Genomic DNA, 12,851 nt, shown 5'->3' with positions numbered 1-12,851 from the left:
TGGAGCGTCAGGCGCTTTCAGAACGGAGCTGGTCGTGGTCCACGGGGCATTCCGTGGCCGCGGCCGCTGCCTGCGGTTGCTCCACCTGGATTCCATACAGTGCCTCGAGGGCTGCGACGTAATCGTCCTGCTGACCGTTCGCGGCAAGCTCACGGGCCCGGACCGTGGGGATGTGGAGGAGCTGCTTGACCATCCGGCGAAGCGCGAACTCCACTTCCTCGGCGGCGGCGGTGCAACCGTGCCGGGCGCGGACCTTCTCCATCTCGGCGTCCAGGACGTTCATGGTGTGGCGACGCAGCGCCACAATGGCTGTGTCCACGGAACGGGCTTCGCGTTCGGACTCGAAGGAGGCCGCAGCGCCCGTGACTATTGCGCTGGCCTGCGACAACGATTCAGCCTGCTCCTGTGGCGCGGCCAGCCGAACAGACTCGAGGGTCAGCAATTCAACGCCGTCGAGTTCACCAACCGCCGGATCAAAATCATGGGTAAGGGCAAGGTCGATGGCAATCAACGGCTTGCCCGAGTTTGCGCGGACACGTTCAAGGTCTGCGGCTTCGACCCGGTTGTCTGAGCCACTGCAGCCGATCATGACGTCGGCGGCGGCTACGGCAGCGGGGAGGGTATCGGCGTCGAGCGCGTTGCCACCGCGCGTGGCGACGAAAGCCTCCGCACGGCCGGAAGAAGAGTAGACGGAGATGTCCGTGCAGCCGCGTTCCCGCAGGAGGGACATGGTGGCGCCGGCATAGGCGCCCGTGCCAAAGACCACGACTTTCTTGGTGGACCAGTCCTCACTGTCGGCAAGGTCCGTGGCGAGATCCAAGGCCACGGAGACGATGGACAAGCCGCGGGAACCGAGAGCGGTTTGCGCGCCAACGTCCTTGGCCGTCTTGGAAGCAGCCTGGAAGAGCCGCACAAGACCGGAGCTCGCTGTGCCTTCCTGCTGGGCTGTGATGAGCGCACGGCGAACTTGGCCGGCAATTTCACGCTCGCCCACCACGGCAGAGTCCAGTCCGGCGCTTACCGCAAAGAGGTGTCGGGTGACCTCGGGACCGGTATGGGTAGCGAAAGAACGCGAGACGAGTTGTTCGTTGAGGCCGCTGAGCTCACTGATCTGGGAAACCAGGGCGGAACGGGCTGCTTCGAGGTCAGCCCCGTTGGCCGTTTCACCATAAACCTCGTAGCGGTTGCAGGTGGCAAGTACCACCGCACCGGACACCACGGGGGAATCAGTAAGGGCTGCCGAGGCAAGCCCAGAGGAACCGTTGCTCAACTGAGCGACGGTTTCGAGGTCGATGTCGGCGTGTGTAGCCACCAATGAGAAAAGAACCACAGCACCCCAATCATAGCTTTTTCGTAGCCCGGTAGAACAATATGGCGCCGTGGGGATCACCACGGAGGCCAGTGATCCGTGCCACAACGGCGCTATCCGGGCGGACGTGACAGTTTGTCGTTATCTTTTGTCCCGGATTTTCGGCACAATCAAAGGCATGACTTCTAGCACGGCAGCATCCAAGAGTACGGCCTCCAACTCCCCGGCGGGTAGCCTCGACGCCAACCACCCGCTCAAGGACGGGCGTACCTCGGACTCACCGCTGATCACGGCCTACCGTGGTGGAAAGCCGTCCCGCAGGCCGGTGTGGTTCATGCGCCAGGCAGGCCGCTCCCTGCCCGAATACCTCAAGGTCCGCGAGGGCGTTGCCATGTTGGATTCGTGCTTGAGGCCGGAACTGGCATCGGAAATCACGCTGCAGCCGGTTCGACGCCACGACGTCGATGCCGCCATCTTCTTCTCGGACATCGTCATCCCCCTGAAACTGGCAGGCGTCGGGGTGGACATCGTTCCGGGCGTTGGTCCGGTCCTGGACAAGCCGGTGCGAACCGCCGAGGACGTCGCTGCCCTGCCCACGTTGACCTGGGAAGCCCTCGAACCCATCCGCGAAGCCGTCCGGCTCACGGTTGCTGAGCTCGGTTCCACGCCGCTCATCGGATTTGCCGGCGCGCCGTTCACGCTGGCCGCCTACATGGTTGAGGGCAAGCCTTCCCGCGACCACCTTGGCCCGCGGACCATGATGCATGCCGATCCGGAAACCTGGACCGCGTTGGCCAACTGGGCCGCCGACGCGTCCGGGCTGTTCCTCCAGGCGCAGCTCGAAGCCGGTGCTTCCGCAGGGCAGCTGTTCGACTCATGGGCGGGCTCTTTGGGCCTGGCCGACTACATCAAGTACGTTGCGCCGGCCTCGGCCCGCGCACTGGACCACGTTCGGGGACTCGGTGCGCCGCTGATTCACTTCGGCACCGGAACTTCCGAGCTTCTGGTTGCCATGCGCGATGTTGGGGTGGACGTGGTGGGAGTCGACTACCGGCTGCCCCTGGATGAAGCCAACCGGCGCCTGGGCGGGACGGTTCCCTTGCAGGGCAACATCGACCCCGCGCTGCTTTCGGCCCCGTGGGATGTGCTGGAGGCGCACGTGCGGGAAGTGATCGAAGCCGGCGCCGCCGCCCCGGGACATGTGCTCAACCTGGGCCACGGCGTACCCCCGGAAACGGACCCCACCGTACTCACCCGCGTCGTGGAGCTCATCCACTCAATCCCCGCCAAGTAGGGCACATGCGCGGCGGACACGCAACGCACAAGCCACTCCCTCCCGAAAGCACCGCTGTGGTGGTGGGCGGCGGGATTTCGGGACTTCTCGCGGCGCGCGAACTGGCCATGGCCGGGACTTCCGTCACCGTACTGGAAGCAACCGGAACGTGGGGAGGGTGCGTCGGAGGCCACGTAGTTGCCGGCCTGCACCTGGACAGCGGAGCGGAGTCCTTCGCCACGCGGTCTTCAGCTGTGGCCGACCTCGCGCGTGAGCTGGGCTTGGCCGAACAAATCGTGGCTCCCCATCCCGGAGGGGCCTGGGTGCAGCTGCCCGACGGTCCGCAGGAGCTCCCCAAAACGGGTGTCCTGGGAATTCCAGCGAACCCTTGGGACCCGGAAGTCCGGCGTTCACTGGGATTCGTGGGGGCAGTGCGTGCCTCCCTCGACCGGTGGCTGCCGGCATCGGTAGGTACATCCTCCGAGGTCACCAGTGTTTCCTCGCTGGTAGCCGCCCGGATGGGCAGGAAAGTACTGGACCGGCTTGTCTCGCCCGTGGTGGGCGGTGTTCATTCGGCCGATCCTTCCCTCCTGGACGTGGATATGGTCGCGCCGGGACTGCGGGCGGGCCTGCGCAAACATGGTTCGCTCGCGGCTGCGGTCGCCGCGCAACGGAAATCCGGCAGCGCAAAAACGGGCAGCGGGCAGTCCGGTGCCGGACCGGCGAAGGCGGGTTCCGCCGTCGCGGGCCTCAAAGGTGGCATGAACACATTGGTGACCGCGCTGGTAGCTGACCTGCGGGAACGCGGTGTGGACCTGGTGCTTGACAAGCGCGCCGAGGAAGTGGCGAAGACCCGCACTGCCTGGCGGGTCACCGCCGGTGCTTCGACGTACGACGCCGATCGGCTGGTGGTCGCGCTGGACGGCCCGGCCGCCGTCGGGTTGCTGGAGAAGTCCTTGCCCGCGCTGGCCGCCTTGCGCCCTGCACCCGGGCCGCTGGTGAGCCTGGTGACCCTGGTTGTGGATCTGCCCGAGCTGGATCGTCGTCCGCGCGGGACCGGCATTCTCGTGGCGCCGCAAACCCCCGGGATCAAGGCCAAGGCACTGACCCACGCCACGGCAAAGTGGGACTGGCTGGCCGAAGAAGCCGGGCCGGGCACGCATGTCCTGCGCCTTTCCTATGGCCGGCGCGAGGAAACCGGCGGGGGAGCGGACCTTGTTCTGGATGATGACTCACTCCTGGCTGCGGCTTTGGAGGATGCTTCCGCCCTGCTGACGGTGCCGGTAACCAGTGCCGACGTCGTTGATTGGGACGTCGTGCGGTGGGCGGGGGCGTTGCCTTTTGCCGCCGTCGGTCACAAACAGCGTGTAGCCCAGGTCCGGGAGGCCTGTGCCGCGGCCGACGGCCTGGTGGTCGTGGGTGGCTGGCTGGCCGGAAACGGCCTGGCAGCGGTGGTGGCAGACACGCGGCGCCAACTCGCCCAAGGAAGCGCTGACGAACCTGCATTTCCGTGATTTGCGTCACTTCTACGCCTTGTAGAACTGATCCGTTTCGACTTAGCGGCTGGCACGGGGCAAACTTGAACCATGAGCCACACTTCTGTCGAATCTGTCACTAAAACTGCTGAAACCGAAGAGCGGTTCTTTACGCTCTGGACTGTATTCAAACGCTCGGCGGACGTCCTGCGCAGCGGCGATGCTGCACAGGAATTTGAAGCCCTGGTCGAAAAGCTTGCCGCCGATGGCGTAGTCCTGCGCGGCAGCTACGACGTCTCGGCCATGCGCTCGGACGCCGACATCATGGTGTGGCTCCATGGAGCCAAGCCGGAGGACCTGCAGGCGGCCGTCCGCTCCATCCGCCGAAGCAAACTCTTCGCCGGAACGGAAATTGTCTGGTCCGCCATGGGCGTGCACCGCGAGGCCGAATTCTCCAAGAGCCATGTCCCGGCCTACGCCCGCGGAGTTGAGCCCAGCACCTGGCTCTGTGTCTACCCGTTCGTCCGTTCCTACGAGTGGTACATCCTGCCCGCCGAAGAACGAGGCGCCATGCTGCGGGAGCACGGCATGCTGGGCCGCGAATTCCCCCAGGTCATCTCCAACACGGTCTCATCGTTCGCGCTGGGCGACTGGGAATGGATCCTTGGGCTGGAAGCACCTGAACTTGTGGACCTTGTGGACCTCATGCGCCACCTCCGCGCAACTGATGCCCGTAACCACGTCCGCGAAGAAATCCCCTTCTACACCGGCCGCCGCGTCACCGCAGCGGAGATTGCCGAGGTCCTGGCATGAGCACGCCCGTTGTCTCCACCGAGCTGAACGAAGTAACCGAACGTGGCCGCCAAGCGCCCCAAAACTACGATGCCGTGCTCCTCGCATCCTTCGGTGGTCCCGAAGGCCAGGAGGACGTCATTCCCTTCCTGCGCAACGTAACCCGTGGCCGCGGAATCCCCGACGAACGCCTCGAAGAGGTCTCGCACCACTACCGCGCTTTCGGTGGTATCAGTCCCATCAACCAGCAGAACCGCGAGCTGAAAGCCGCCATCGAGGCCGAACTGGCCAAACGCGGCATCGAGCTGCCGGTCCTCTGGGGGAACCGCAACTGGGACCCGTACATCGCCCCTGTCCTGCAGGACGCCTACGACGCCGGTCATCGCCGCATCCTGATGCTCACCACCAGCATCTACTCCTGTTACTCCAGCTGCCGCCAGTACCGTGAAGACATCGGCATTGCGCTGACGGAAACCGGTTTGGACGGCAAGCTCCAGGTGGACAAGATCCGCCAGTATTTCGACCACCCGGGAGTGGTTCAGCCGTTCCTGGAGGGGACTGCCGCCGGCCTGGACGAGATCCGTGGCAAGCTCGCAGCTGCCGGAGAAACCGACCCGGACACCAAGATCCGCGTCCTTTTCGCCACCCACTCCATCCCCACGCGTGACGCGGAGGCCGCCGGACGCTCCGCGGACGAACCCCGCGAATTCGCCGAAGGCTCCGCCTACGCCGCCCAGCACCTGGCCAATGCCAAGGCCATCATGGATGTCGTGGCGCCCAACGTCGCCTGGGACCTCGTGTACCAGTCGCGCTCCGGTGCGCCCCACATCCCGTGGCTGGAACCGGACATCAACGACCACCTTGAGGAAATCGCCCCCCAGGGCGTCCGCGGTGTGGTGATTGTCCCCCTCGGTTTCGTCAGCGACCACATGGAAGTTGCCTGGGACCTGGACACCGAAGCACTGGAAACCTGCAAGAACCTGGACATCGCTGCGACCCGCGTTCCCACGCCGGGCACGCACGCCGCGTTTGTGTCAGGACTGGTGGACCTCATCTGCGAACGCACGGTGGAGAACAACATCGCAGACCGTCCGCACGCCACGGACCTGGGCCCTTGGTACGACGTCTGCCGGCCGAACTGCTGCGAGAACTTCCGCGGTGCAAAGCCCGTCATTTCAGAAGTTGGCACCACGATCGGAACCCGCCACGACGCTTACCCTGCGTCAGAGGCAGCCAAGTGACCGTCCGCATCGGCACCAGGGCGAGCAAACTCGCTCTGACGCAGACGCAGCAAACCGCCGATAAGTTGGCTGCGGTGGGCGGTTTCCCGGTGGAACTCGTGCACATCAAGACCGAGGGCGACGTCAAAACCGGGTCCCTGTCCCAAATGGGTGGCACTGGCGTTTTTGTTGCAGCCCTGCGTGACGCCCTGCTGGCCAACAGCTGCGATGTCGCCGTCCACTCGCTGAAGGACCTGCCCACAGGCGCTGCAGTCGGCCTGAGCATCGCGGCCACGCCGCAACGCGTGGACGTTCGGGATGTCCTGTGTGCCCGCGATGGCATGACGCTTGCTGAATTGCCCGGCGGTGCCAAAGTAGGCACCGGGTCTCCCCGCCGTGCAGCGCAACTCCGGGCAGCCCGCCCGGACATTGAGGTCCTGGATATCCGCGGCAACGTGGACACCCGTCTGGGCCGCGTACCGGGGCTTCCCGGAAACCCGACTGAGGAGGTTGTCGCCGGCAAATCGTGCGACCTCGACGCCGTGGTGCTGGCCGCCGCCGGCTTGGAACGAATCGGCCGGCTGGATTCGGTGAGTGAGTTCTTCGGGACCGACGTCATGTTGCCTGCTCCCGGACAAGGCGCACTGGCCATCGAATGCCGCACCGACGACGCCCCCCGTCAGGCCGGCAACACCGAGGGCTCCAACGGTGTGCTGGCGCAGGCCCTGGCAGCACTGAACGACGACGACACCCGCCTTGCAGTGACGGCTGAGCGTGCCGTGCTGGCCCGGCTCGAAGCCGGGTGCGCGGCTCCGGTCGGTGCCTACGCCTTCCGGAAGGGCAGCATGCTGCACCTGGAGGCCGTGGTGTGCGCCGTCGATGGCACCAAGACGGTCCGCGAGAAGAAAGCCACTGACGGTTTGACCGAAGTGGGAGCTACGTTGCTTGGCATCGAAGTTGCTGAGCTTCTGCTGGCTGCGGGCGCCGCGGAGATCGCGGATCTTGCAGCGTCCTGAGCCAGCAAAACCGGGGCCGGCAAATCCGGCAGCGCTGGCCGGTCGGCGGATCCTGATCACCAGGAGCGCGGACCGGGCCCAGCCACTGGCGGACGCCCTGGGCGACCTCGGGGCGGAACCACTGGTGCTGCCATTGATCGACTTCGAACGGGCACATGACCAGTCCGGGCTCGACTCCGGCCTGGACAGGCTTTCCGCCGGGGGTTTTGATTGGCTGGTGATCAGCAGCATCACCACGGTGCGGGTCTTGTTGGAAAAAGCGGCCGGGCGCGGGGTGGACATCGCAGCCCTGCTGCCCGCCGGAACCAAAGTGGCCACCATTGGGCAGTCATCCCGCCAGGCATTGGAGTCCGTTGGGCTCGTCGTTGACCTGGCGCCAACAGACGTCCAGTCCGCCGAAGGTCTGTTGCAGGTGTGGGAACCCGCTTCGTCGCGGGTGTTCCTGCCGCAGGCCGACATCGCAGCGCCCGGGCTGAGGGAAGGTTTGGCAGCGAAAGGCGCGGACGTCACCGCAGTTATCGCCTACCACACTGTGGACTACCCGGCCCGTGAGGAAGTGCGCGTGGCCGGGGACGTTCCTGCCGCCGTCGTGCATCCCAACGTGCCGCATCCCAACGTGCTGCATCCCAACAGAGGCGCGCTGGCCGTCCTGGAACCGGCCGATGCCCGGAAGGCGTTCGACGCCGGGACCCTGGACGCTGTTGTTGCTGCCTCACCCAGCGCCGCCCGTCGCATTGCCACGTTGTTTCCGGAGCTGGGTACGTGCCGTTTCATCGCGATCGGACGCCCGACGGCGGCAGAAGCCTGGCGGCTTCACCTCACCGTGGCCGCCACAGCCAAAGAACCAACCACGGAGGGCATCGTGGCAGCCCTCGAATCTGTTTTCGCCAACGAAGGGAACCCGCAATGAGCTTTCCGAACCATCGTCCCCGCCGCTTGCGCACCACCCCTGCGATGCGCCGGCTTACAGCAGAAAACAGGTTGGCGCCGGCTGACCTGATCCTTCCCGCGTTCATTCGTGAAGGCCTCACTGAACCGAGCCCCATCACTTCCATGCCCGGCGTCGTCCAGCACACCACCGACTCGTTGAAGCGTGCAGCCGCCGAGGCTGTGGAACTGGGCGTGGGCGGCATCATGCTGTTCGGCGTGCCCGCCGTCCGTGATGCGCGGGGCACTGCCTCCCTTGATCCCGACGGCGTCCTGAACAAGGCCATCCGCGACGTCAAGGCTGAAGTCGGCGACGACCTGGTCATCATGGGCGATGTTTGCCTGGACGAATTCACCGATCACGGCCACTGCGGCGTGCTGGATGCCGAAGGATACGTGGACAACGACGCGACCTTGGAGATCTATGGCCAGATGGCCGTGGCGCAGGCAGAGGCCGGCGCCCACGTGCTGGGGCCATCGGGCATGATGGACGGCCAGATCGCCGTCATCCGCCAGGCGCTGGAGGAATCCGGCCACAAGAACACAGCGGTTCTGGCCTACGCCGCCAAGTACGCCTCCGCATTCTACGGTCCCTTCCGTGAGGCCGTCGATTCCCAACTCAAGGGCGACCGCCGGACCTACCAGATGGATGCCGCCAACCGTCGCGAAGCCATCCTGGAAGTGGAGCTGGACCTGGAAGAAGGCGCCGACATGGTCATGGTCAAGCCGGCCATGAGCTATCTGGACATCCTGGCCGACGTAGCCGCCATGAGCCCCGTGCCGGTCTCGGCCTACCAAATCTCGGGCGAGTACGCCATGATCGAAGCGGCTGCCGCCAACGGCTGGATCGACAGGCGCGGCGCCATTACCGAATCCGTGCTCGGGATCAAGCGTGCCGGAGCTGATACCGTCCTTACCTATTGGGCCTCCGAACTGGCAGGCTGGCTGAAGGAGTCCTGATGACATCCGTTTCCTCCGATCCCACGGAGCCGGTCGCAGCGGACCGGATACTGCTCGGCGTAAACACCTTCGGCGATGCCGGGCTCGACGCCGAGGGGAACCCCAAGGAGCACGCTCAAGTCCTGCGCGAGCTGCTGGAGGAAGCAAAGCTGGCTGACGCCGTCGGAATCCATGCGTTTGGCGTGGGAGAACACCACCGCCGGGACTTCGCGGTATCGGCGCCCGAGGTTTTCCTGGCCGCGGCAGCGGCGGTGACCTCGCGCATCCGGCTGGGCTCTGCTGTGACCGTCCTGAGTTCCGATGACCCCATCCGCGTCTTCCAACGGTTCGCCACCGTTGACGCGTTGTCCAACGGCCGGGCCGAAGTCATGCTGGGACGGGGCTCCTTCATAGAGTCCTTTCCGTTGTTCGGACTGGACCTGGCCGACTATGAGGTCCTCTTCGAAGAAAAGCTGGAACTCTTCGACAAAGTGCGGGCCCAGAAGCCTGTGCACTGGGAAGGGCGCACCAGGCCGAACGTCAACGGGCTGCAGGCGTACCCGAAGCTGCAGCACCACCTTCTGCCTGCCTGGATCGGCGTGGGTGGAACCCCGGAATCTGTGCTGCGCTGCGCCGAATACGGCTACCCCATCATTTTCGCGATCATCGGGGGAGAGCCGCGCCGCTTCGCGCCCTTGGTCAACCTCTACCGCGAAGCAATGGCCAAGTACGGGCACCCGATGCGCCAGATCGCAACGCACTCACCGGGATTCATCGCCGATACCGACGACGCCGCCCGCGAGGAACTTTTCCCGCACTGGCTCGAACAGCGCAACCGGATCGGTGCCGAGCGTGGCTGGGGTCCGGGAAACCGTGCTGAATTCGATGCCATGTGCGGCCCTGAAGGTGCCCTGTACGTTGGCTCGCCGGAAACCGTGGCGCAAAAAATTGCCCTGCTCAAGCGGAACCTAGGCGTGGATCGCTTCGACCTGAAGTACAGCAACGGGACGTTGCCCCACCAATCCATGATGCGTTGCATCGAGCTCTACGGCACCGAGGTGGCGCCGCGGGTTGCAGAGCTGCTGGCTTCGGCCTGAGCCACCTCCACCTTCGGGCGGCACGACCCGCCCGGAATCACTGAAAGAATAGGAACCATGACGTCAAACACCCCTGTGTCCGATCAGCTCTTCGACCGCGCACGGTCCCTGATGCCCGGCGGTGTGAACTCGCCGGTGCGCGCCTTCGGCTCCGTAGGGGGAAACCCGAAATTCATGGTTTCCGCCAAGGGTGCCTACCTGACCGATGCTGACGGCCAGGAGTACGTGGACCTCGTATGTTCGTGGGGCCCGGCACTGTTGGGCCACGCGCATCCGGCCGTGCTCGAGGCCGTCCACGCAGCCGTGGACAGGGGCCTTTCCTTTGGTGCTTCCACTCCCGACGAGGCCAACCTTGCCGAGATCGTCAAGGAACGTGTCTCCGCCGTCGAACGCTTGCGCATGGTGTCCACGGGCACCGAAGCAACCATGACCGCAGTGCGCCTTGCCCGCGGCTTTACCGGCCGCAACCTGATCATCAAGTTTGCCGGTTGCTACCACGGCCACCTGGATGGCCTGCTGGCAGCGGCAGGCTCCGGCGTCGCCACCCTGGCCTTGCCGGGTTCCGCCGGGGTCACTGAGGCCACCGCCGCTGAAACGTTGGTGCTGCCGTACAACGACCTCGACGCCGTCGAGGCCGCGTTCGCTGCCCACGGCAAGAACATTGCTGCCGTCATCACCGAAGCCGCACCAGCGAACATGGGTGTGGTCACCCCGGGTGAGGGCTTTAACGCCGGGCTCTCCCGCATCACCAAGGAACACGGTGCCCTGCTCATCCTCGACGAGGTCCTCACGGGGTTCCGCACCGGCTATGCCGGTTACTGGGGCCTGACGGGCCGGCAGGAAGGCTGGGCCCCGGACCTGCTCACCTTCGGCAAGGTCATCGGCGGTGGAATGCCGACGGCGGCACTCGGCGGCCGTGCCGACGTCATGGACTACCTGGCTCCCGTTGGCCCGGTTTACCAGGCGGGTACATTGTCTGGAAATCCTGTGGCCATGGCTGCGGGCGTCGCAACGCTGAGCCATGCAACTCCCGAGGTTTACGCTTACGTGGATGCGCGTTCACTGGAACTCTCAGCCGCACTTTCGGCAGCGCTGGATGCTGAAGGGGTGGACCACTCCATTCAACGGGCGGGAAACCTTTTCTCTGTTGCTTTCGGTACCTCGGCCCACGGCGTGCACAACTACGACGACGCCCAGGGACAGGAAAGCTTCCGTTACGCGCCGTTCTTCCACTCCATGCTGGACTCGGGCGTGTACCTGCCGCCGTCCGTCTTTGAGGCCTGGTTCCTGTCTGCGGCCCATGATGATGCCGCCATGAACCGCATCATCGAAGCGCTCCCGGCTGCTGCCAAGGCGGCAGCCGCGGCCTAGCCGACCATGCCCCGGGCATTGCCGCCAGCCGTTGCGGCAGCAATGCCCGGGGCATTGCCGCGCCCGCTCAGGGTAGGCTCGTAGGTGGAAACCCAACCCCAACGAATTTACGGTTTACCATGCGCAAGTCCCACACAATTGCATCCCTCAGTATGAGCATCGTTGCCGCTGGGGCCTTTGTCGCCGTCGCGTCAGGTTGTTCTGCCGGGACGGGATCGGGCGGGCCATCGTCCGCAGCGGAAACGTCGCAGGCACCCGCCTCATCGTCGCCAGGCGCGCCGACGAGCGCACCTTCCACTCCTTCCCCGGCGACCTCCGCAGCACCGACATCCGCTACACCGTCACCCGGTGCCGAGGCCCCGTCACCGGCCGAGCAGCAGCTGGCGGCTTTGAGCCTTGAGCAGCGTGTCGGCCAGCTGTTCATGGTGGCCGCCAAGGCTACGGGCGCTGAACCGGGAACCATGGAGGCGCTGAAGAAATACCATGCAGGGAATGTGTACCTCAGCGGGCGAAGCAAAGCCGGGACTTCCGCCACGGCTGCCGTCGTTTCCTCGCTGACCGGGACCGTTTCGCCTGCGACCACCGGCGGAGTGCCCCTTTTTGTCGCCACCGACCAAGAGGGAGGATTTGTGCAGGTGCTTTCGGGGCCAGGGTTCTCCACCATTCCCACCGCGTTGGTGCAGGCGTCATCGGGCGCGGCGAAGATCCGGGCGGATGCCACGGTATGGGGACGGGAGCTTCTCGGTGTAGGTGTCAACGTCAACCTTGCTCCTGTTCTGGACACCGTGACCAGTCCACAGTTTGCACCCTCGAACGGTCCCATCGGCCATTTTCAGCGCGAGTACGGCTTTGCGCCGGACACGGTCTCCGAACTGGGAAACGCCTTTGCCGATGGCATGAAGGACGCAGGGGTAGCCCCAGTGGTGAAGCACTTCCCGGGGCTGGGACGCGTGGTGCCCAATACCGACGTCACCAGTCATGTCCGTGACAGCACGACTACCCGCACGGACCCTGCCCTGGGGCCCTTCAAGGCAGCGGTCGCGCAGGGGGCCAAATGGGTCATGATCTCGAATGCCTTTTACGACAAGATCGACCCCGCGAACATTGCTCCGTTTTCGCCCATGGTGATGGACACGATGTTGCGGGGAGACGCTGGTTTCAAAGGCATCGTCCTGTCCGATGACCTGTGCAGCGCGGCACAATTGGAGGCTTGGTCGGATGCAGACCGTGCGCTGAACTTCTTTGGTGCCGGCGGAACCATGCTGGTCTGCGCTGATCCCGCCAGCATTCCGGCGATGCACCAGGCAGTGGTGAAGAAAGCCCAGGCGGACCCCGCCTTCCGCGCCAGGATCGACGCTGCCGCACTGACGGTGCTGCGCGTAAAAAACGGACAGTAGGCCCGGCGCTCCGGCAGCAGAAAGCCCCGCACTTC

Annotated in this window: 11 protein-coding genes; 10 read left to right on the top strand and 1 reads right to left on the bottom strand. The window is 65.2% G+C overall.

Annotation, left to right across the window (positions count from 1 at the left end; genetic code table 11):
- Positions 1–7: 7 nt before the first annotated feature.
- Complete coding sequence (locus IEY62_RS01630) at positions 8–1,330, bottom strand: glutamyl-tRNA reductase (protein ID WP_189013366.1); 1,323 nt, start codon at positions 1,328–1,330, stop codon at positions 8–10.
- A 157-nt stretch (positions 1,331–1,487) separates the two neighbouring features.
- Here IEY62_RS01630 and hemE point away from each other — a divergent pair, with 157 nt between their 5' ends.
- From hemE to IEY62_RS01580, 10 genes are all read left to right on the top strand, one after another.
- On the top strand, positions 1,488–2,603 hold the full coding sequence (gene hemE / locus IEY62_RS01625; RefSeq protein WP_189013364.1) for a uroporphyrinogen decarboxylase: 1,116 nt from the start codon (positions 1,488–1,490) through the stop codon (positions 2,601–2,603).
- Between the two features lie 5 nt (positions 2,604–2,608).
- The gene (gene hemG, locus IEY62_RS01620) at positions 2,609–4,096 is read left to right on the top strand and encodes a protoporphyrinogen oxidase (protein ID WP_189013362.1); all 1,488 of its coding nucleotides are present in this window, start codon (positions 2,609–2,611) and stop codon (positions 4,094–4,096) included.
- Between the two features lie 72 nt (positions 4,097–4,168).
- On the top strand, positions 4,169–4,870 hold the full coding sequence (hemQ, locus tag IEY62_RS01615; RefSeq protein WP_189013360.1) for a hydrogen peroxide-dependent heme synthase: 702 nt from the start codon (positions 4,169–4,171) through the stop codon (positions 4,868–4,870).
- Positions 4,867–6,090 carry a ferrochelatase gene (locus IEY62_RS01610; protein WP_189013358.1) on the top strand — a complete coding sequence of 408 codons (1,224 nt, stop codon included), beginning with the start codon at positions 4,867–4,869 and terminating at the stop codon, positions 6,088–6,090. The genes hemQ and IEY62_RS01610 overlap by 4 nt, the downstream gene beginning before the upstream one ends.
- The gene (gene hemC, locus IEY62_RS01605; RefSeq protein WP_189013356.1) at positions 6,087–7,085 is read left to right on the top strand and encodes a hydroxymethylbilane synthase; all 999 of its coding nucleotides are present in this window, start codon (positions 6,087–6,089) and stop codon (positions 7,083–7,085) included. Before IEY62_RS01610 ends, hemC begins: the two co-directional genes overlap by 4 nt.
- Complete coding sequence (locus IEY62_RS01600; protein ID WP_229784993.1) at positions 7,072–7,995, top strand: uroporphyrinogen-III synthase; 924 nt, start codon at positions 7,072–7,074, stop codon at positions 7,993–7,995. Before hemC ends, IEY62_RS01600 begins: the two co-directional genes overlap by 14 nt.
- Positions 7,992–8,972 (top strand): porphobilinogen synthase, encoded by a 981-nt coding sequence (hemB, locus tag IEY62_RS01595; protein WP_189013354.1) that lies wholly within the window; start codon positions 7,992–7,994, stop codon positions 8,970–8,972. The genes IEY62_RS01600 and hemB overlap by 4 nt, the downstream gene beginning before the upstream one ends.
- Positions 8,972–10,048, top strand: coding sequence for an LLM class flavin-dependent oxidoreductase (locus IEY62_RS01590; protein ID WP_189013352.1), 1,077 nt, complete (start codon positions 8,972–8,974; stop codon positions 10,046–10,048). The genes hemB and IEY62_RS01590 overlap by 1 nt, the downstream gene beginning before the upstream one ends.
- A gap of 57 nt (positions 10,049–10,105) precedes the next feature.
- Positions 10,106–11,419, top strand: coding sequence for a glutamate-1-semialdehyde 2,1-aminomutase (gene hemL, locus IEY62_RS01585; protein ID WP_189013350.1), 1,314 nt, complete (start codon positions 10,106–10,108; stop codon positions 11,417–11,419).
- A 152-nt stretch (positions 11,420–11,571) separates the two neighbouring features.
- The gene (locus IEY62_RS01580) at positions 11,572–12,816 is read left to right on the top strand and encodes a glycoside hydrolase family 3 N-terminal domain-containing protein (RefSeq protein WP_229784992.1); all 1,245 of its coding nucleotides are present in this window, start codon (positions 11,572–11,574) and stop codon (positions 12,814–12,816) included.
- Positions 12,817–12,851 lie beyond the last annotated feature (35 nt).

It is taken from the genome of Paenarthrobacter histidinolovorans (assembly GCF_014647595.1).
Taxonomy (GTDB): Bacteria; Actinomycetota; Actinomycetes; order Actinomycetales; family Micrococcaceae; genus Arthrobacter; species Arthrobacter histidinolovorans.
Note: the sequence above shows the minus strand (reverse complement) of the source record. Positions and strands in the feature narration are given on the sequence as shown.

Bases quoted from the DNA above. Each gene is read 5' to 3' on its own strand.
- hemE (WP_189013364.1), top strand. From the start codon at position 1,488: ATGACTTCTAGCACGGCAGCATCCAAGAGTACGGCCTCCAACTCCCCG.
- hemG (WP_189013362.1), top strand. From the start codon at position 2,609: ATGCGCGGCGGACACGCAACGCACAAGCCACTCCCTCCCGAAAGCACC.
- hemQ (WP_189013360.1), top strand. From the start codon at position 4,169: ATGAGCCACACTTCTGTCGAATCTGTCACTAAAACTGCTGAAACCGAA.
- IEY62_RS01610 (WP_189013358.1), top strand. From the start codon at position 4,867: ATGAGCACGCCCGTTGTCTCCACCGAGCTGAACGAAGTAACCGAACGT.
- hemB (WP_189013354.1), top strand. From the start codon at position 7,992: ATGAGCTTTCCGAACCATCGTCCCCGCCGCTTGCGCACCACCCCTGCG.
- IEY62_RS01590 (WP_189013352.1), top strand. From the start codon at position 8,972: ATGACATCCGTTTCCTCCGATCCCACGGAGCCGGTCGCAGCGGACCGG.
- hemL (WP_189013350.1), top strand. From the start codon at position 10,106: ATGACGTCAAACACCCCTGTGTCCGATCAGCTCTTCGACCGCGCACGG.
- IEY62_RS01580 (WP_229784992.1), top strand. From the start codon at position 11,572: ATGAGCATCGTTGCCGCTGGGGCCTTTGTCGCCGTCGCGTCAGGTTGT.